Raw genomic sequence first — 18,762 nt, 5'->3', positions numbered from 1 at the left:
CCGGCGCCGATCAGCCCGGCTCGGTTGCTCCGCATGCCCGTGCAAGGCGAGTGCTACAGGTGCGCTGATTCCGCCTCTCCCTGCGGGTTGTCGTGGCGCTCGGTACTCACCGGGCCGCCGTGTCGCTGTGCTGCAACAAACGGATCGGCACAGCTTTGTTCAGCCGCAATTGCTGTAACTCGGCTGTTTATGCGCAGACGGGCCGGCTTAGGCGCCTTTTTGCGATTACCGGTCAGCTGGACGATAATCGAACACCGTTTACCGACCAGGCAGTCCGCCCATGAACGACGAATCTCGCTCTCGTAGTGTCCCGATGGCGCCGGCCATCATTGCGTCGCCGGCCAAGCGAATCGAAGCGCTGACCGGTGACCCGAACTTCATGACCTCGTTGGCGAGAGGCTTGGCGGTGATTCATGCGTTCCAGGAGCGCAAGCGCCACCTGACCATCGCGCAGATCAGCCATCGCACGGAAATCCCCCGCGCGGCGGTGCGCCGTTGTCTGCACACGCTGATCAAACTCGGCTACGCCACCACCGACGGCCGCACCTATTCGCTGCTGCCCAAGGTGCTCACGCTCGGCCACGCCTACCTCTCCTCGACGCCACTGGCGGTCACTGCACAGCCGATTCTCGACCGCCTCAGCGACCAACTCCACGAAGCATGCTCCATGGCGACCCTGGAGGGCGACGAAGTGCTTTACGTGGCACGTTCGGCCACGCCGCAGCGCTTGATTTCCGTCGATCTCAGCGTGGGCAGCCGGCTGCCGGCCTATTGCACGTCCATGGGGCGGATTCTGCTGGCTGCGCTGGACGATGCGGCGCTGGCGGACTATCTGGAACACGCCAATCTGCAAATCAAGACCAGCCGCACGCTGCACACGCCGGAGGCCATACGAGCATCCATCGAGGACATTCGGCAGCAGGGCTGGGTGATCATCGATCAGGAACTGGAAGTCGGCCTGCGTTCGCTGGCCGTGCCGCTGAAGGACTCTGCCGGCCAGGTGCTCGCGGCACTCAATGTTGGCACCCACGCGAGCCGGGTGTCCAAGCAGGAGCTGGAGACGCGCTTCCTCCCGGTTTTGCTGGAAGCGAGCAAGGAACTGAGCACGCGCTTGTTCCATTGATCGACCCCTGGCGAAGTCTGCGGCAGCGATGAAGCCCCTGAGCATAAGATGTTGTTCGATAACCGCACGATGATGCGATTATCGGATTGTTCCATGCGGACTCGATGTTTAGTGTTCGTCCCAGACGCGGATTCGTTCGTGATTAGGACATCAATACGAGACATGACCCATGGCCCAGCTGCTACCCCTGAACGAAGCAATCGATCGCTTCGTCAGCGACGGGGATACCGTCGCCCTTGAAGGCTTTACCCACCTGATTCCCACCGCTGCCGCTCACGAACTCATCCGTCAGAACAAGAAGGACCTGACCCTGGTGCGCATGACGCCCGACCTGGTCTATGACTTGCTGATCGGCGCCGGTTGCGCGAAGAAGCTGGTGTTTTCCTGGGGCGGAAATCCGGGCGTTGGCTCGCTGCATCGTCTGCGCGACGCGGTGGAGAAGCAGTGGCCGCACCCACTCGAAGTCCAGGAACACAGCCACGCCGACCTGGCCAACGCCTACGTTGCCGGTGCCTCCGGCCTGCCGTTCGCCGTGTTGCGGGCTTACCTCGGCTCTGACCTGCCGAAAGTCAACCCGATGATCAAGTTCATCGAATGCCCCTTCAACGGTGAGCAGTTGGCCGCCGTGCCCAGCGTGCGCCCCGATGTGACGGTGATCCACGCGCAGAAGGCCGACCGCAAGGGCAACGTGCTGATCGCCGGGATTCTCGGTGTGCAGAAGGAGGCCGCACTGGCCGCCAAGCGCTGCATCGTCACCGTCGAAGAGATCGTCGATGACCTGCAGGCACCGATGAACGCCTGTGTGCTGCCGACCTGGGCGCTGAGCGCGATTTGCCTGGTGCCGGGCGGCGCCCATCCATCCTACGCCCATGGCTATTACGAGCGTGACAACCGCTTCTATCAGCGCTGGGATCCGATTGCCCGGGATCGCGACGCCTTCAACGCATGGGTCGATGAATTCATCCGCGGCACCGAAGACTTTTCCGCGTTCCAGGCCAAGCTGGCCGCGCAGCAGGAGGCCAAGTGATGAGTGTTCACGCCAATAACTACAGCACCAGCGAAATGATGACCGTCGCCGCCTCTCGCCGCCTGGGCGATGGCAGCGTCTGCTTCGTCGGCATCGGCCTGCCGTCCAAGGCCGCAAACCTGGCACGCCTGACCCATGCACCGGAAGTGGTGCTGATTTACGAGTCCGGCCCCATCGGTGCCAAGCCCTCGGTACTGCCGCTGTCCATCGGCGATGGCGAGCTGGCCGAAACTGCCGACACCGTGGTGCCCACCGCCGAGATCTTCCGCTACTGGTTGCAGGGCGGGCGCATAGACGTCGGCTTTCTCGGTGCGGCGCAGGTCGACAAATACGGCAACATCAACACCACGGTGATCGGCGACTATCACCAACCGAAAGTCCGCTTGCCAGGGGCGGGCGGCGCGCCGGAAATTGCCGGGTCGGCGAAAGAGGTGCTGATCATTCTCAAGCAGTCGCACCGCACCTTCGTCGACAAGCTGGCGTTCATCACCTCGGTCGGCCATGGCAAGGGCGGTGACCACCGCAAGCAGCTCGGGCTGCCGGGGCAGGGGCCGGTGGGCATCATCACCGACCTGTGCATCATGGAGCCGGAAGCCGGGTCCAATGAATTCGTGGTGACGTCGCTGCACCCGGGCGTGACCCGCGAGCAAGTGAGCGAGAACACGGGCTGGGCGATCCGCTTTGCTGACAACGTCGGCGAAACCTCACCGCCCACCGAGACCGAACTGGAGGCTCTGCGCGCCCTCGAGGCCCGCACCGCCGCCGCCCACGGACAATCTGGAGGTGACGAGTGACACGCGAAGTCTTTATCTGCGACGCCGTACGTACGCCCATCGGCCGCTTCGGTGGCGCCCTGGCTGCCGTGCGCGCCGATGACCTGGCAGCCACGCCGATCAAGGCCCTGCTGGAGCGCAATCCCGGGCTCGATCCGGCGGCCATAGAAGAAGTCTTCATGGGCAGTGCCAACCAGGCCGGCGAGGACAACCGCAACGTGGCGCGCATGGCCGCGCTACTGGCCGGGCTGCCGGAAACCGTGCCGGGCGTGACGCTCAACCGCCTCTGCGCCTCGGGCATGGATGCGGTGGGCAGCGCCTTCCGTGCCATTGCCTGCGGTGAAATGGAGCTGGCCATCGCTGGCGGCGTCGAGTCGATGACTCGCGCGCCCTATGTAATGGGCAAGGCCGATACCGCCTTCGGTCGCACGCAGAAGATCGAAGACACCACCATCGGCTGGCGCTTCATCAACCCGAAAATGAAGGATATGTACGGCGTCGATGCCATGCCGCAGACCGCCGACAACGTGGCCGAAGAACACAAGATCAGCCGTGAAGATCAGGACGCTTTCGCCCTGCGTAGCCAGCAACGCACGGGCAAGGCCCAGGCCGTCGGATTCTTCGCCGAGGAAATCGTCCCGGTGGTGATCAAGGGCCGCAAGGGCGACACCGTAGTCGATACGGATGAACACCCGCGCCCGGATACCACCGCCGAAGCGCTGGCCAAACTCAAGCCGGTCAACGGACCGGACAAGACGGTTACCGCAGGCAATGCCTCGGGCGTCAATGACGGTGCGGCTGCGCTGATTCTTGCCAGCGCCGAAGCGGTGCAGAAATATGGCCTCACAGCACGCGCCAAGGTGCTTGGCATGGCCAGCGCCGGTGTGGCGCCGCGCGTGATGGGCTACGGCCCGGTGCCGGCGGTGCGCAAGTTGTGCGAGCGGCTGAATTTGGCCGTCAGCGATTTCGACGTGATCGAACTCAACGAGGCCTTTGCCGCACAGGCACTGGCGGTGACCCGTGATCTGGGCTTGGAAGACGACAGCCCGAAGGTCAACCCGCAGGGCGGCGCTATTGCGCTCGGCCATCCGCTGGGCATGAGCGGTGCGCGGCTGGTGCTGACCACCGTGCACGCGCTGGAGAAAACCGGCGGCAAGCTCGGCCTCGCCACTATGTGCGTCGGCGTGGGGCAGGGGCTGGCGTTGGCCGTCGAGCGGGTCTGACGTCTAGCCTTGGTGGGCTGAGGCAGAACGCCGCCAGGGGCTGGTGGGCTAAAAGCCCATCCGCTGCCATTCGCGGTCAGGACCGCTCCCACGGGGTTGGTGACTGCGCTTAAGGCTATGCGCGCTCGTGTGTGGGAGCGGTCTTGACTGCGATCTTTTCAGAGAAGCCGGGTCAGGCCACTCAGTAGGATTGGGCCGGGCTGCGCTCCGCTTCAGCCCAGCATAACGGGGAGAACGCTCGCCATTGGTGGGCTCAAGCCCACCCTTATCGACCAGCCCTGAAGGGCGGGCTTCAGCCCACCGACCAGTCAGCGTTGCAGGATGAACTTCAGCCCACCAGCTGGTCAGCTCATCTGCATCTGTCATTCGATTTTATTCAGGAGGTTCCAATGCCCAGCGTCACACTCGCCGATGGCGAACTGCATTACCGTCTCGATGGCGCGGTCGATGCGCCGGTTCTGGTGCTGTCCAACTCGCTGGGCACCACGCTCGATATGTGGGACGCGCAGGTGCCGGCCTTCAGCGAGCATTTCCGCGTCCTGCGCTATGACACCCGCGGGCACGGCGGTTCGTCCGTCACGCCCGGCCCGTACAGCATCGAGCAGCTCGGGCGGGACGTGCTCGATCTGGTCGATGCCTTGACGATCGATCGTTTCGCCTTCTGTGGCCTGTCCATGGGCGGTTTGGTCGGCCAGTGGCTGGGCATCAATGCTGGCGAGCGGCTGACGCGGCTGGTGATCTGCAACACCGGCGCGAAGATCGGCACCGACGATGTCTGGAACGAGCGTATCGATGGAGTGCTGCGCGGCGGTGAACAGGCCATGCGCGACATGCGTGACGGCTCTGTTGCACGCTGGTTCACGCCCGGCTTCGCAGGACAGCATCCGGTGGAGGTCGATCGCATCACCCAGATGATCGCCAGTACGTCGCCCGCCGGATACGCCGCCAACTGCGCGGCCGTGCGCGACGCCGACTACCGTGATCAGCTGGGGGCGATCAAGGTACCGACGCTGATCGTCTGTGGCAGCAGGGACCCGGTCACGACGGTCGAACATGGGCGCTTCATCGAGGCGCGGGTCACCGAGGCACAGCTGATCGAGCTTGAAACCGCTCATCTGTCGAATGTCGAGGCGGGTGAGGCCTTCACCCGACCGGTGCTGGATTTTCTCTGTGCAGATGCGGCTGCTGCGCCGATCCAATAAAGAACCGGGCCACAGGCCCGGTAAAAGGATCAACGAGGAGGTGTTGCGGTAAACAGGCGCCTGGGTTTACCAGAGCGCCAGGGTGTAGCTGAGGATCAGGCGGGTTTCGTTGAGGTCGCTGCCGAAGTTGCTGCGCACCGTGGCGTTGCGCACCTTCATGCCGAAGTTCTTCAGCGGACCGTTCTGCACGACATAGGCGATGTCGGTGTCGCGCTCCCACTCCTCACCTTCACCACCGGCGGCCAGGTTGACGTTGTCACCGGACACGTAGCGGGTCATCAGGGTCAGCCCGGGAATGCCTACCGCTGCGAAATCATAGTCGTAGCGAACCTGCCATGACTTCTCATCTTCGTTACCGAAGTCATTGATCTGCAAAAGGTTGATCAGCATGTTGTCGCCACCGCTGACATACGCGAAGCCGGTGTCGCCGCTCATCTTCTGGTAGCCGCCGGTGAAGCCGTGGCCACCGATCTTGTAGGTGAACAGCGCGCCGAAGGCGTTGTTGTCGACGTTGCTGCCGCCATCGTCGGTGGAGCGCACATAGCGCAGGTCGGTCTTGAAGCTCTGGTTGTCACCCAGCGGCAGCACGTGCACCAGTTGCGTGTTGTGCTGCTTGTAGATGCCGTCCAGGCCACCGTAGTAGTAGCTGGCGGTCAGCTCGGGGCTGAACTGGTATTTGCCGCCGGCGAACAGGAATTCATCGCTGGTCTTGGTGCTGCCAAGCACGATGTTGCGCGCACCGCCAGTGAAGACGGTCATCTCCTCGCTGTCCGAGGAGTCCCGGTAGCTGATGTCGGTGAGCTTACCGGCATCGAGCGTTAGCCCTTCAATCTCCTTGCTTTGCAACCAGGCACCCCGGTAGGTGTTCGGCAGCAGGCGGCTGTCGTTGCGCATCACCACCGGCAGGATCGGTTGCAGCGTGCCGATATGCAGCGTGGTGTTGGATACCTTGGCCTTGGCTGTCAGGCCGGCCGAGCCATAGTCGTCCTGGGCCCGCTTGGTTTCCAGGTCGCGCTGCAGGATGCCGGTGCCGGAACGGTCCGGGCTGGAGTCGAGCTTGACGCCCAACAGGCCGACCGCATCGAGGCCGAAACCGACCGGGCCGTCGGTGTAGCCCGACTCGATCTTCATGATGAAGCCCTGGGCCCATTCATCGGCCTTGGACTGGCTCGCACCGCTCTCGCGGAAGTCACGGTTCATATAGAAGTTGCGTAGCTCGACGCTGGCCTTGCTGTCGTCGAGGAACGCGGCGCTGGCCGGACCGGCGATGCTCAACGCGATACTGATGCCGAGCAGGCTGCGGACGAAGTTGCGGTGGTCTTTCATGGTGCTTCCTTTTGTTGTTATTGGAGGGGGGTTGCCAGGTTCCCAACAGCATTTAGCGAATGCCGTGCCAGGCTGGACGGTGCATCGTCTTTGGCTGGCGTTGGGTGGGAGACCGCAAGCTAGAGCTTGCGCCGCAGCGAGCGCAGGACGCTTACGGCGTATGTGGAGGGGAGGGTTGTCTGCCTGGCCGGACATGCTCGGTCAGGCAGGCTGGAGACTGTCCAGCCTGCTGGACCCTTGGTTGCCGCTTCCGCCGCCGCGCCATCTGATGCTGGCCGTGACGCGGCGACGAGGCGGTGCTAGTGCCGGCCTTTCTGGCTCTTCACGCAGACGAAGCTGGCCGCCGCGTTCACATCGCCGTGGCCCTTGTATTTCGGCCAGGCCGGGTACTCGCAGAGCGGCCGGGTACGGCCGGGTACCGCGACGGCGTCGGTAACCGTTTGCCGCTTGGGCGCAATGCCGCGCTCGACCCAGTTCTCCAGGGCGGTCAACGAATCCCAGGCGGCATTGAAGACGGTACTGGCGGCATGTGCGTAGCCGGGAATCTCGTAGTAGCGCATGAACTGGCGAGTCTGCCCTTTGCCCATGTCGTGCTGCACTCGCCGATAGTAATCGGCACTGGCACGGGTACTCACCAGCTGATCCGAGGTGCCGTGGGCGACCAGCAATTTGCCGCCGTTGGCCACGAATGACGAAAGATCCGTCTGATTGACGTCCTGGCGCAGCGACAGCGCATCGACCCGCGCCTGCCACGGGCCCAGGTTGGTCGGGCCCAGCGTCAGTGAGTTGAACGCCAGGTTGCGCGTCACGAAGTGACGCACCCACTCATCCCAGAAGCCTGAGTGGTAGGGGGCACCCTCGGCGAAACCGGTGCCGTGTACGGGCATCGGATAGTCGGGCTGCAAGGTGTTGAGGCCCAGCCGGTTGACGATCAGTTGCAACCCCTCGCCGGGTCGGCCCAGATCGGTGCCCCAGGTGTTGAAGCCCGGATAACCGCGTTCTCCACTGGCCAGCGGCTGGCTGAACCGGATCGGCGTATCGAACACCTTCAAGGCGTGGATCTGTGCGTCCGACAGGCAGGAATCGCCGGTATCGGCACCTGCCGGGCAGCGCAGCGGACGGCCATTGAGCTTGGCTTTCGCTGGATCGAACCACGCATTGCAGGCTGCCTGGTTGCTGATCACCCGATCGCGGACCCCATCGAGCCCGTCACAGGCCTGCATCGCGGCTTCCAACAATGCCGCGCGTTTTTCAAGGCTGGGGAAGGCGCCGGGTGCGGCCAGCGCGCGGGTGATGCGGCCGAACTGCAGGTCCAGGGCTGCCGCGTTCCAGGCAGGATAGAGGGCGATCGCACCCTGAAAATCCGTCGGCCACTGTTGCACCACCGCGAGGGCTTCGCGTCCGCCGGTCGAGCCGCCGGCAAAGTAGCTGCGCGACGGCGCTTGGCCGTAGCGCTGTTGGATCAGGTAGATCGCCGTATCACGGGTTTTCTTCAGCGCATCGTGCGCGTAGTTGGTGAGCGCCTCCTCGTTCCAGGCAAAATCACCGGGGCTGAGCGGATTGGCGACATGGCCCGAGTCGCTGGCGAATACCGCGTAGCCGCGGCCCAGTGGCGTGGGCTGGTCGACCGGGCCTGCCGGAACGTTACCGGCCACATTGGGCACGGTGCCGTTGTAGCCACCGCCGCCGTACATCATCGCTTTGCTGTTCCAGCGTTCGGGCAATACAAGGCGCATCCTGATCGTCGGCGCGCTCGGATCGACCGGGGTAATCTCTGCGGTCACGTCGCAATAGGGGCCGAAGGCCTGCGGTGGAGTGCCTCCGGCCGGCACCGGCGTGGCCGAGGTCACGCGCGCGCCGGTACTCGGCAAGGCGATAGCGGACGCTGGCACTTGGATGCTGGACAGTTCGTTGCAACCGGCGGCGAAAATGGGTTCGGCCAGGCCAGCCGTAAGCAGGACCGGGGCGGCCAGCAGCAGCCGTGAGCCTTTGGCGCGGGCAATGCGAGGTGCATTCATGGAGGGCTTCCTTCTTGTTGTTGTTCTGCCTGCGGCCAACACCGCGAGGCGAGCGCACCCGGGCAGGGAACCCCAGCGCCGGGCTTGATGCCAGAAGGCCCACAGCCAAACCCATGCCAGCCACCCCGGCGGCAGCCGAACGCCGGATGAACGGTCGCGCTACCCCGGCGATACCGCATGGCAGCCGCTCCGAGCCGTGTGCCGGTGCAAACTGACTGGGCAGAACGATGTCCTGGCAACTTGACAGGAACTGCCGAAATGCCTGCCTGACTGGACAGATTGTCCGCACGGGTGGACATCCGATAAACGGCGGCGATAAGCGACAGAAAACCAGCGCCAGCGCGTGACGGTGGCTGGACGCGCTACGTCTGACGCTACATGCAGTGACAACCGGCCTCGTGGCGTTAGTTCCAACGGATCTGACGAACGAGCCGGCTATACCCAAACGCCTGACTATACTTTTGTCACACGCGTTCCGGTCCTATGCGCCGTCTTCACATCTAGCAAGAGCCCTCCGCCTCATGGAAACGCTTTACCTGATCTTCCTGCTGTTACTCGCAGTGGGAGCAAGCCGTGTTCTGGCCAACGTCGTACCTCTCCCGTTACCCATTTTGCAGATCATCATGGGCAGTGTGCTGGCGCTTCCGCCGTTCGGCATGGGGGTCGAGCTGCGACCTGAAATCTTCATGCTGCTGTTCATTCCGCCGTTGCTGTTCTACGACGGCTGGAAAATCCCCAAGCGCGAATTCACCGAGCACGGCGCCGAGATGAGCGCGATGTCGCTGCTGCTGGTGCTGGTCATCCTCGTGGTGGTTGGTTACTTCATCCACTGGCTGTTGCCCGCCATTCCGCTCGGGGCGAGTTTCGCGCTGGCGGCGATCCTGTCGCCCACTGACGCCCTGGCGGTGATCGCCATCGCCCAGGGCCGGTTGCCGCGGCACATGGCGCATCAGCTGGAAGGCGAGGCGATGATGAATGACGCCACTGGCCTGGTGTCCTTCAAGTTCGCATTGGCGGCAGCGATCACCGGCTCTTTCTCGATGGCCAGCGTGACCGGCGAATTCTTCGTCATCGCCCTCGGCGGGCTGGCCATCGGCGCTGGCCTGAGCTGGGCGGTCGGCAAGGCCAAGCAATGGATGACGGCGCGCAACCTGTTCGATCCGTCGACCTACGTCGTGATGATTCTGCTGCTGCCTTTCGCGGCGTTTTTTCTGGCCGAGCATGCCGGGATGTCCGGCATCCTGTCGGCGGTGGCCGCGGGCATGATCCAGAGCCGGATCGACATGTTGCCGGTCAAGACCAGCACACGCATCCTCAATCGCAGCATCTGGGAGATGCTCGATTTCAGCTTCAATGGCCTGGTGTTCCTGCTGCTCGGGCTGCAGTTCCCGCGCATCGTCGAGCGCGTCTGGGCGGCGGCAGGCCACGAAACCTACAGCATGCCGATGCTGGTGTTCAGTGCGCTGGCCATCATGGCGCTGCTGCTGGTGATTCGCTTCCTGTTCGTCTTCGCTTATCACTGGAGCGAGGCGCGGGTACTCCGTCTGCTCGGCAAGACGGTGCAGCCCAAGCCGCTTCCACTGTTCTCGGCGTTGAGCGCGGTGGCCGGCGTGCGTGGGGCCATCACCCTGGCTGGCGTGTTGTCGATTCCGCTGATGATCGGCGATACCCCCTTCCCGGGCCGCGACCTGATGATCTTTCTTGCCGCCGCGGTGATCATCCTGTCGCTGCTGGTCGGTGCCCTGGGCATTCCCTATTTCCTCAAGAAGCTGCCCAACAACGACGTGGAACAGCACCGCGAGGAACTGAAGAAAGCTCGCCGAACTGCGGCGCAGGCTGCCGTCAGCTGGCTGGAAAACTGGAAACAGGCCAACCCGGTCGAAGATCCCGACCAGATGCTGCTGCGCAGCGAGGTGACCGCGCGGGTCACCGAGTCCTACCGCAAGGACATCGAGGCGTTGATGGACCACCACGAACGCACCAACCAGGCGCGTCAAACGATGGCGCTGGAACGCGATATTCGTATGCAGGCCATCGCGGTGCAGCGCAAGGAGCTATACCGCATGCGCAAACGCTACGTGATCGACGAGCAGATGTTGCAAACGCTGCTGCAGGAGCTGGATTACGAGGAGGCGGCCCTCGGTTCGGGCGAGCCGGCCTAGCGGCCGGCCAGGTCCTGCTGCGGCTCAGGCTCGAGCACGGCGATGGTGTGTTCGCTGTGCTTGAACGACACCAGCTCCGTGAGCCAGGCCTGCAGCACCGCCGAGTTGGCCTTGCGGTTGCGCAGGGCGATGGTGAGGATTTCCCGGGCGATGGTGACCACGGCGCTCTTGCTGCCCAGGAAGTGCCAGTTGAACCAGCCGTCGCCGTAGGTGAGCGGCGCTTTCTGCCCAGCCGGCAACGGGATGTAGACCTTGACCGACAGGTCGAACAGCACCTCCGGCTTGGAGATGATCAGCAGCTTCACGTCCGTCACCTTGCTCAACCAATAGCGATGATCGAAACGCCCGCCGGTTAGCTCGGCAGATTGGCGCAGGGCATCGTTGATCAGCGCTCGGTTATCGATCAGTTGCACGGTGCAGCTCCGTTTACGGGTGGGCGATACCGACCTCAGCACCCGCCGCGTTGAACGAGGCGGTGTGGGAGCCGGTTGACAGATACCCGCGCGACGCACCGCAACGTGAGTCTCGCCTGGCATACCGGGTTATCGGTAGGGCATCGCTTTTGTTTAGCCCGTCCGAGACGGTTCCAGCGTTACGCGCTGAGACCGATGCGCCCTTGGCGATGCGGCGACCGAGCCGTCGATGAGCACCGGCGGTCGCCTGACGGAGCGCGGCCAGACCTGCTATTCCCGGGCGACATGTATCTGGAAACCCGCTTCGCCGGGCGCGAACTCATCGCGCAGGGTGAGCGCAGGAATGGCATAGGCACCGGCGTTCTGCGGGCGGAAGGCGATCGGGGCCGTGCTGAACAGCGTATCGAGACGCTCACCGAGGTGGTGGCAGACGGTTGCGTAGCGGTCCTCGTCCATCCGGCTGGTTCGATAGATGACGAACGGCGGCAGGACATCGAAGCCCGGGTAATAGAGGATGCCGTGCTGTATCGGGAACAGCAGGTCCTCGATCGGTCCGTTGACGCCGCGAGGGCTGTAGTGCGAGTCCCAGCCACCCGTGGTTACGACCAGCATGGCGCGTTTCCCGGCGAGCATGCCTTCACCGTAACGGTCGCCCCAGTGCGTATCGGAATGTTCGCCGACGCCATAGGCGAAGCCATACGCGTACACCCGATCGATCCAGCCTTTAAGAATGGCGGGCATCGAGAACCACCACAGCGGGAATTGCAGAATCACGGCGTCGGCCCAGCGCAATTTCTCCTGCTCGTCGGCGATGTCCGCTCGCTGCCTGCCGCGTTCGAATGCCTGCCTGGAGCTGAGCGACGGTTCGAAGCGTGCGCCTGGTGGGTGGTCGAGGTCGTCCTCGGCATCGACCGAGGCCTTCCATTGCATTGCGTACAGATCCGATACCCGAACCTGATGGCCCGCCGCTTCGAGTCGCTGGACCGAGAAATCCTTCAGCGAGCCGTTCAACGAGCGGGGTTCCGGATGGGCATAGACGATAAGAATGTTCATGAGCTGAGCTCCCTTGGGTTGGAGGGAAGAGGATGAAACCTGCTCAGCTATGTTAAAAATGAATACTCGAAATGCCTGGTATTGTCATGAGCAATCTCCGCAAACTCGACCTCAATCTTTTGCTGACGCTCGATGTGCTACTGGACGAGCAGAACGTGACGCGTGCCGCGCAGCGCCTGAATCTGGCTCAGCCATCGGTAAGCGTGCAGCTGGCCAAGCTGCGCGACTTCTTCGCGGATCCGCTGCTGCTCCCCGGTCCGCGCGGCATGCGGCCAACGGCGAAAGCGCAGGAATTGCGCGAACCGCTACGTCAGGTGCTCGAGGCGCTGCGCCAGGTGGTGTCGCCTTCGGCAGCCTTCGATCCCGCTGACGCTACCCATACCTGGCGTGTCGCCGCGACCGATTACGCCGAGTCGACCATCGTGCTGCCGGCACTGGCGGACCTTCGTCTCCAGGCGCCCGGCGCGCGATTGGCGGTCGTCGAGATGGCACCGACCCGCATTGCCAAGCAGGCGGAGCAGGGCGACATCGACTTGGCCTTCCATACCAGCGATGACGCACCACTGGGATTGCATCGCCGCGTGCTGTTCGCCGAACGCTACGTACTGGCCGGACGAGCGGGGCATCCGGACTTGAAAACGGCGCCGTCGATCGCACGCTTTTGCGAGCTTGCGCATGTCGTGGTGTCGCCGGATGGCGGTGGTTTCAGCGGCGTGACCGACGGCGTGCTGCGGGCCGCCGGGCTGTCGCGTCGGGTGGCGCTGTCGGTGCCGCATTTCCTGTTCGTGATGGCTGCTCTGGCAAGCACTGATCTGGTCGCGATGTTGCCGTGGCGCCTGGTACGGGGCAATGCCGCGCTTCGGATGGTCGAGCCGCCGGTCGAGGTGCCGGGCTACGAAATGGCAATGCTGTGGCATGAACGCTGTCATCGCGACCCGGCGCATCGATGGCTGAGGGAGCACATCGCGGGCTCGTTGTGAGTTCGGTCGGTCTTGGTGAAGGCGCCCATGCAGGCTCATTTGCCGGTAACACGGCAACGCCGGCCGGCGAGGTGAGCTCGTCGACCGGCGCGGGATGCCTGCGGGTTATTGATTGGTGGCTTCGGCAGCTTCGCCGATCAGTGCGGCGACTTCGTCGGGGTGCGAGGTCATCACCACGTGGGAAGCGCCGGGGATGGTCAGCGTCTTGCGCGAACCCGCGCGCTCGGCCATGAACTTCAGCGCAGCTTCCGGGATGTTCTTGTCCGCGGTGCCGTAGACGAACCAGGAAGGCACATAATCCCAGGCGCTCTGCTGGCTGCCTTCGTTCAGCGCGGCCGCCGTGACCGGGCGCTGGGTCGCAGCCATGAGCGCCGCTTCGGCCGGCGCGACATCGGCCGCGAACTGCTCGGCGAACTTGTCCTGCTGGATATACAGGTCCTGGTTGCCGTCGCCGAGCTGCACCGGTTCAGCCAGGGTCGGGCCGAGCGTACTGCCGGGAAACTGGCCGGCCAGTGCCGCGGCGCTCTCGCCAATCGCGGGTGCGAAGGCGGCCACATAGACCAGCGCCTTGACCTTGCTGCTGCCCTTGACCGCGTTGGTGATGACGCTGCCACCGTAGGAGTGGCCGACCAGCACGATGGGACCGGCGGTGTGCTCGATGATGTCGGAGACATATCCGGCATCGTTGGCCACCCCGCGCAGCGGGTTTGCGGCGGCGACCACCGGGTAGCCCTGGTCGATCAGCCGTGAGGCTACGCCGTTCCAGCTCGCCGATTCGGCAAAGGCGCCGTGGACCAGGATGACCGTCGGTTTCTCGGCTGCGAAGCTCGTCGCGCTGCCCAGTGTGGAAACAGCGAGGAGGGTGGCGGCGATAGTGTTGCGGGTTTTGGTGGTGGTCATGACGTTGTACCTTTCGTGAGTTGGCTCGGATTAGGGGACGCTGGCGCTACCGGCGAACCGGGCACCTCTCTGATCGGCTCAGGCTTCGTAGCGCTGTGCATCAGGTGCAGGGACATAATGCGCAGTCGACGTATCGTTAAGGATCCAAATAGTCGAGAATATGCAACCGATCGTCTAAACGAGGCGTAACCATGGATCGTCTATCCAGCCTGCTGTGTCACTTCGGCATGCATGCGGGCCTGTATCACAGCGGGGCGCTTTGCGGCGTCGCGGCGTTCGAGACCGCCGACCAGGTGGGCTACATCCACGTATTGCGTCAGGGCAGCATGACCTTGCGGCTGGAGGACAACAGCGAGGTTCGGCTGACCGAACCGACGGTGATGGTGTTTCCGCGACCATATCGTCACCGGATGCTTGCCGATGAAGCGGAAGGCGCGCGGCTGGTCTGCGCAACCTTGCGTTTCGACGGTGGCACCAACAATCCGTTGGCCGCAGCGTTACCGGATGTGCTGTTGCTGCCAGTCGCCGAAGCCCCGATCCTCGATGGGGCGCTGACTTGGCTCTTCGATGAGGCGGTCGCCAGCTACTGTGGCCGCGAAGCGGTCATGGGCCGTCTGTTCGAGTTGCTGATGGTGCAGATGCTGCGCCACCTGATGGCCAGCCAGACGATGAGCTCGGGCATGATGGCCGGGTTGGCGGATCTGCGCCTGGCGCGAGCGATTACCCTGATGCATGCCGAACCCGAGCGCGCCTGGTCGGTGGCCGAGCTGGCGGCCGAGTCGAACATGTCACGGGCCAGCTTTGCCGCCAGCTTCCGGGCGGTGGTGGGGCAGACTCCCGCCGATTACCTCACCAGCTGGCGGATCAGTCTGGCGCAGAAGCGCTTGCGTGAAGGCCGACCGATTGCGCTAATCGCCGATGAGGTCGGCTACGAGAGTCCGTCGGCGCTGGCCCGTGCCTTCCGTCGCAAGACCGGGGCCAGCCCCCGCGAATGGCAGGCTGCGCTGACGGCGTGATATACGACCGGTAACGTCCATGTGCCGCCTATCCCAGCACGCCGACAAGCGTGCGGCTTGCCAGCGGCGGCGGTGGGCAATGTGCGTGCACCGAGCATGTGATCTGCGGCTAGCGCCGCATGATCGATGCAAGCCAGCCGTAGCCACTGACCAGCACGATGCCGCTCAGTGCCAGGATGGCGCCGGCGATAAAGCCCGGTTCCACGGGCTCGGCCAACAGCCAGGCCCCGAGCGCGACGGCGAACAATGGCGTGAGAAACGACAGCACACCCAGGCGCGAGGCGAGGTAACGACGCAGCAGGGCGAACCAGAGCAGGAAGCTGGCGAACGAGACGACCAGCGACTGGAAGCCCAGGCTCAGCCAGACCAGCGGGGTCGGATTGAAGGTGGTGTGGCCTATCAGCAGGGCGATCGGCAGCAGCAAGACGAACCCCATCATCAGCTGATACAGCAGCGTCTGGGTGGCGGGCAGGGCGGACAACCGCGTGGCGCGGATCAGTACTGTGGTCGCGCCCCACGCCGCGCCGGCAAGCAGGGCGAGGAAATCGCCCCATAGCACGCCGGATAGCCCGGCTTCGGTATCGGCGCCGCGCAGAAAGGCCACCGCGATGCCAGCAAACGCCAGGCCTATGCCAATCCACTGCAGCGGGGCCAGGCGCTCGTTCGGCAACTTCCAGTGCAGCCCGAGCGCGGCGAACACCGGCGCGGTGTAGACGAACACCACGACATGTCCGGCCGAGGTGTGCCGTACCGCTTCGCCCACCAGCAGGAACTCCAGCGCAAAACAGAGGCCGGCCAGGCATCCCAGCTTCCACATGCCGTGCGCCACGGTGAGCCGCTCGTGACGCCAGAGCATCAGGATCGCGACGAGCAGTGCGGCAATACCGGAGCGCAGGGCGATCTGCAGCACGGGCGAGCAATCCGTGGCGGTCGCTTTCAAGACGATCTGCTGCAAGCTCCAGATCAGGCAGAGCATCAGCATCAGGCCGACGGCCATCCCGTCCAGGGGTTTACGGGAATCCATCAGATCGTCTCGCTCAAGGGGCCGACACCGGCTGGCGATCGCCCATGGATCGGCGTCGCCGTGCCGGTCGGAGGATCGTCGCGGTAACCTCCGTGGTCATTTGGCGAACAGCTGGCCCATGTCCTTGAATGCCTTGAACTCAAGCGCATTACCGCAGGGATCGAAGAGGAACATGGTGGCCTGCTCGCCGACCTGGCCCTTGAAACGCACGTACGGTTCGATGACGAACTGCGTGCCAAGTGAACGCAGGCGCTCGGCCAAGGCTTCCCATTCCGGCCAGCTCAGGATGATACCGAAGTGGGGGACCGGAACGTCGTGGCCATCCACCGCATTGGTGTGCGCGGCCGCTTGCGACGGCGTCTTGGGGTGCTCATGAATGACCAGTTGGTGACCGTAGAAGTCGAAATCGACCCAATGCTCGGATGAGCGCCCTTCGGCGAGACCGAATACCTCGCCATAGAAATGGCGGGCGGCAGGCAAGTCGTAAACGGGAATCGCAAGGTGGAAAGGGGAGAGACTCATCGGGCTTCCTTCTTTTAGTGGAACAGAGCCAGCCATTCTGGACGAGTTGTCGCACCGGACGACACCGGATATGTTTCGTTTCGAGCCTCAAAAAAATCGATCAGACGAGCGCTACCCATGATTCGAGAGATCAAAACCTTTCTGGCCATTGCCCGCTGCGGCAGCTTCGCGGGGGCGGGTAACCAGATCGGACTGACGCAGTCGGCGGTGAGCGCCCAGGTCAGGAACCTGGAGGAAGCGCTGGGCCTGCGCCTGTTCGATCGGACAGGGCGCTCGGCCCATCTCAATGCCGCGGGCATACGTGCCGTGCCGCTCGCCGAGCAGATCCTCGAGACCTTCGCACTGATGGGACAGCCAGAGTCGCTATCGGAATTCAGCGGCGAACTGCGCATTGGTGCCATCGCCACCGTACAAACCGGGCTGCTACCGCCAGTGCTGTTGCGGTTGCGCCATGAGGCGCCGGGCGTCGCACCCAAGCTGGTGCCCGGCGTTTCGTTGAACCTGCTGTCCCAGGTTGATGCCGGCGATATCGATCTCGCGGTGATGATTCGCCCACCCTTCGCGCTGCCCAAGGAGCTGCACGCCGAGCGGGTCCGGCTGGAGCCTTTTGTGCTGATCACGCCCCTCGATGTCGAAGGCGACGACCCGTTCCAGTTGCTCGCCGAACACCCTCTGGTGCGTTACGACCGCGGCTCGTTCGGTGGCAGGCAGGTCAGCCATTTCCTGCGCAAGCACCGTTTGGAGACGCGTCCGGGGCTGGAGCTCGACGAGCTCGATGCCATCGTCAAAATGGTCGAGAGCGGCCTCGGCGTGGCGCTGGTACCCCGTGCCGGGCTGTGGCTGGAGCGCGAGCCGACGGTACGCGTGCTGTCGCTCGGCGAGGCGACCTTTCACCGCGAGCTGATGCTCGTCAGCCGGCACAGTGCGCAGCAACTACCGCTGCATCAGGTGTTCCGACGGTGCCTGAGAACCGAGTTGTGCGAGCAACAGCAGGCCGACGCCTGCACGAATGTTCCAGACATCGGGCAGGGAGCCGTTCTAGGCTCACCATTAGCACCTTGATACGTCACGCCCGAGCATTCGATGCACACCGATGATCGCAGCTGGATTTCCCTTCGCCAGGATGCCGATACCGGCATCGAGACCATTCGCGCGCACTTCGAGGGTCATGCGTACGATCCACACTGGCATGACAGCTACCTGATCGGCTTCACCGAGCAGGGTGTCCAGCAGTTCAACTGCCGGGGTGTGCTGCACCAGAGCACGCCGGGGCGGGTATTCCTGCTCGAGCCCGGCGAAATCCACGACGGTGACGCGCCAGCCCAAGGCGGGTTCACCTATTCGATGCTGTATCTGGAGCCCACCTGGTTCGAGCGGGAGCTGCGCACGTTGGACGACACGCCTCTGGTCCGCGGTGAGCCCGGATTCGCCACCACGCTTACGCAGCGCCCGCAGTTGCTGGCCGCTGTCGCCGGCGCCTTCCAGGCCCTGGAACAGCGCGACCTGCGCATCGTGCGCGAGACCGCGCTGGATACGCTGCTGCTTAACCTCAGCGGCCATCTACGCTGGCGGCAGGAACGGCACGACGATCCACGCCTGCCACGCGTGGCCATCCGCGCGCGCGACTACCTGCACGCGCACTTCGATCAGGACCTCGGGCTGGACGAGCTTGCCGCGCTATCTGGCGTCAGTCGCTTTCGCTTGTCGCGGGCGTTCAAGGCGGCGTTCGGTCTCGCGCCACATGCCTACCTCATCCAACTGCGCCTGGCCAAGGCGCGCTATCTGCTGGCCCGGGGGCAAGCGCCCGCCGAAGTCGCCTCGATACTTGGCTTTGCCGACCAAAGCCACCTCGGCCGCTGGTTTCGGCGTGCCTACGGACTAACGCCGGCCCACTACCGCACGCGCTGCTCGAATCTTCCAGACGCCTGACCGGGCGGTCCTCAAACTGGCTCCTCAAGCGATTCGGGAGCCTGAGCCATGATCCATATTCCGATGCACCG

General features: G+C 64.0%; 17 protein-coding genes. 10 read left to right on the top strand and 7 right to left on the bottom strand.

All coding sequences use genetic code 11. The features are described from left to right. Positions 1-280: 280 nt before the first annotated feature. The 5 genes from KCX70_RS12150 (at position 281) to pcaD (ending at position 5,348) form a co-directional block, all read left to right on the top strand. Complete coding sequence (locus KCX70_RS12150; protein ID WP_212617704.1) at positions 281-1,123, top strand: IclR family transcriptional regulator domain-containing protein; 843 nt, start codon at positions 281-283, stop codon at positions 1,121-1,123. A gap of 169 nt (positions 1,124-1,292) precedes the next feature. Next, complete coding sequence (locus KCX70_RS12145) at positions 1,293-2,150, top strand: CoA transferase subunit A (RefSeq protein ID WP_212617703.1); 858 nt, start codon at positions 1,293-1,295, stop codon at positions 2,148-2,150. Continuing rightward, positions 2,150-2,944: a CoA-transferase subunit beta gene (locus KCX70_RS12140; protein WP_212617702.1), complete on the top strand. Its 795-nt coding sequence runs from the start codon at positions 2,150-2,152 to the stop codon at positions 2,942-2,944. Before KCX70_RS12145 ends, KCX70_RS12140 begins: the two co-directional genes overlap by 1 nt. Beyond that, a complete protein-coding gene (gene pcaF / locus KCX70_RS12135) occupies positions 2,941-4,146 on the top strand; it encodes a 3-oxoadipyl-CoA thiolase (RefSeq protein WP_212617701.1) in 1,206 nt (401 codons plus the stop codon). Before KCX70_RS12140 ends, pcaF begins: the two co-directional genes overlap by 4 nt. 389 nt (positions 4,147-4,535) lie before the next feature. Then, the gene (gene pcaD, locus KCX70_RS12130; protein WP_212617700.1) at positions 4,536-5,348 is read left to right on the top strand and encodes a 3-oxoadipate enol-lactonase; all 813 of its coding nucleotides are present in this window, start codon (positions 4,536-4,538) and stop codon (positions 5,346-5,348) included. A gap of 66 nt (positions 5,349-5,414) precedes the next feature. On the opposite strand, the gene KCX70_RS12125 is transcribed toward pcaD, so the two are convergent. After that, entirely contained in the window at positions 5,415-6,674 is a 1,260-nt protein-coding gene (locus KCX70_RS12125) for an OprD family porin (RefSeq protein WP_212617699.1), read from the bottom strand. A 299-nt stretch (positions 6,675-6,973) separates the two neighbouring features. Next, positions 6,974-8,692 (bottom strand): tannase/feruloyl esterase family alpha/beta hydrolase, encoded by a 1,719-nt coding sequence (locus KCX70_RS12120; RefSeq protein ID WP_212617698.1) that lies wholly within the window; start codon positions 8,690-8,692, stop codon positions 6,974-6,976. 521 nt (positions 8,693-9,213) lie between these two features. On the opposite strand from KCX70_RS12120, the gene KCX70_RS12115 reads away from it, so the two are divergent. Continuing rightward, positions 9,214-10,854: a Na+/H+ antiporter gene (locus tag KCX70_RS12115; RefSeq protein WP_212617697.1), complete on the top strand. Its 1,641-nt coding sequence runs from the start codon at positions 9,214-9,216 to the stop codon at positions 10,852-10,854. Here KCX70_RS12115 and KCX70_RS12110 read toward each other — a convergent pair. Together KCX70_RS12110 and KCX70_RS12105 are read right to left on the bottom strand one after the other, a co-directional pair. Further along, a complete protein-coding gene (locus tag KCX70_RS12110; protein WP_021209270.1) occupies positions 10,851-11,267 on the bottom strand; it encodes a hypothetical protein in 417 nt (138 codons plus the stop codon). The two genes, KCX70_RS12115 and KCX70_RS12110, sit on opposite strands and share 4 nt — an antisense overlap. Before the next feature lie 270 nt (positions 11,268-11,537). Further along, entirely contained in the window at positions 11,538-12,320 is a 783-nt protein-coding gene (locus KCX70_RS12105; RefSeq protein ID WP_212617696.1) for an NAD(P)H-dependent oxidoreductase, read from the bottom strand. Between the two features lie 86 nt (positions 12,321-12,406). Between KCX70_RS12105 and KCX70_RS12100 the strand changes: the two genes are divergently transcribed. Further along, a complete protein-coding gene (locus tag KCX70_RS12100) occupies positions 12,407-13,300 on the top strand; it encodes a LysR family transcriptional regulator (RefSeq protein ID WP_102846219.1) in 894 nt (297 codons plus the stop codon). 105 nt (positions 13,301-13,405) lie between these two features. Here KCX70_RS12100 and KCX70_RS12095 read toward each other — a convergent pair whose 3' ends face one another. Beyond that, positions 13,406-14,200 carry an alpha/beta fold hydrolase gene (locus KCX70_RS12095; RefSeq protein ID WP_021209273.1) on the bottom strand — a complete coding sequence of 265 codons (795 nt, stop codon included), beginning with the start codon at positions 14,198-14,200 and terminating at the stop codon, positions 13,406-13,408. A 191-nt stretch (positions 14,201-14,391) separates the two neighbouring features. On the opposite strand from KCX70_RS12095, the gene KCX70_RS12090 reads away from it, so the two are divergent. Then, complete coding sequence (locus KCX70_RS12090; protein WP_021209274.1) at positions 14,392-15,216, top strand: AraC family transcriptional regulator; 825 nt, start codon at positions 14,392-14,394, stop codon at positions 15,214-15,216. Positions 15,217-15,325: 109 nt separating this feature from the next. On the opposite strand, the gene KCX70_RS12085 is transcribed toward KCX70_RS12090, so the two are convergent. Both KCX70_RS12085 and KCX70_RS12080 read right to left on the bottom strand, forming a co-directional pair. Next, positions 15,326-16,240 (bottom strand): DMT family transporter, encoded by a 915-nt coding sequence (locus KCX70_RS12085; protein ID WP_212617695.1) that lies wholly within the window; start codon positions 16,238-16,240, stop codon positions 15,326-15,328. Between the two features lie 96 nt (positions 16,241-16,336). Next, entirely contained in the window at positions 16,337-16,762 is a 426-nt protein-coding gene (locus tag KCX70_RS12080) for a VOC family protein (RefSeq protein WP_021209276.1), read from the bottom strand. A gap of 117 nt (positions 16,763-16,879) precedes the next feature. On the opposite strand from KCX70_RS12080, the gene KCX70_RS12075 reads away from it, so the two are divergent. Both KCX70_RS12075 and KCX70_RS12070 read left to right on the top strand, forming a co-directional pair. Next, positions 16,880-17,824, top strand: a complete 945-nt coding sequence (locus KCX70_RS12075; RefSeq protein WP_212617694.1) for a LysR family transcriptional regulator — start codon at positions 16,880-16,882, stop codon at positions 17,822-17,824. A 21-nt stretch (positions 17,825-17,845) separates the two neighbouring features. Next, positions 17,846-18,691 carry an AraC family transcriptional regulator gene (locus KCX70_RS12070; RefSeq protein WP_212617693.1) on the top strand — a complete coding sequence of 282 codons (846 nt, stop codon included), beginning with the start codon at positions 17,846-17,848 and terminating at the stop codon, positions 18,689-18,691. The last annotated feature ends 71 nt before the right edge of the window (positions 18,692-18,762 follow it).

The sequence above is a fragment of the Stutzerimonas stutzeri genome (genome assembly GCF_018138085.1).
In the GTDB taxonomy this organism is placed as follows: Bacteria; Pseudomonadota; Gammaproteobacteria; order Pseudomonadales; family Pseudomonadaceae; genus Stutzerimonas; species Stutzerimonas stutzeri_AI.
The sequence above is the reverse complement of the archived record's forward strand: the minus strand, read 5'-3'. Positions and strand labels throughout refer to the sequence as shown.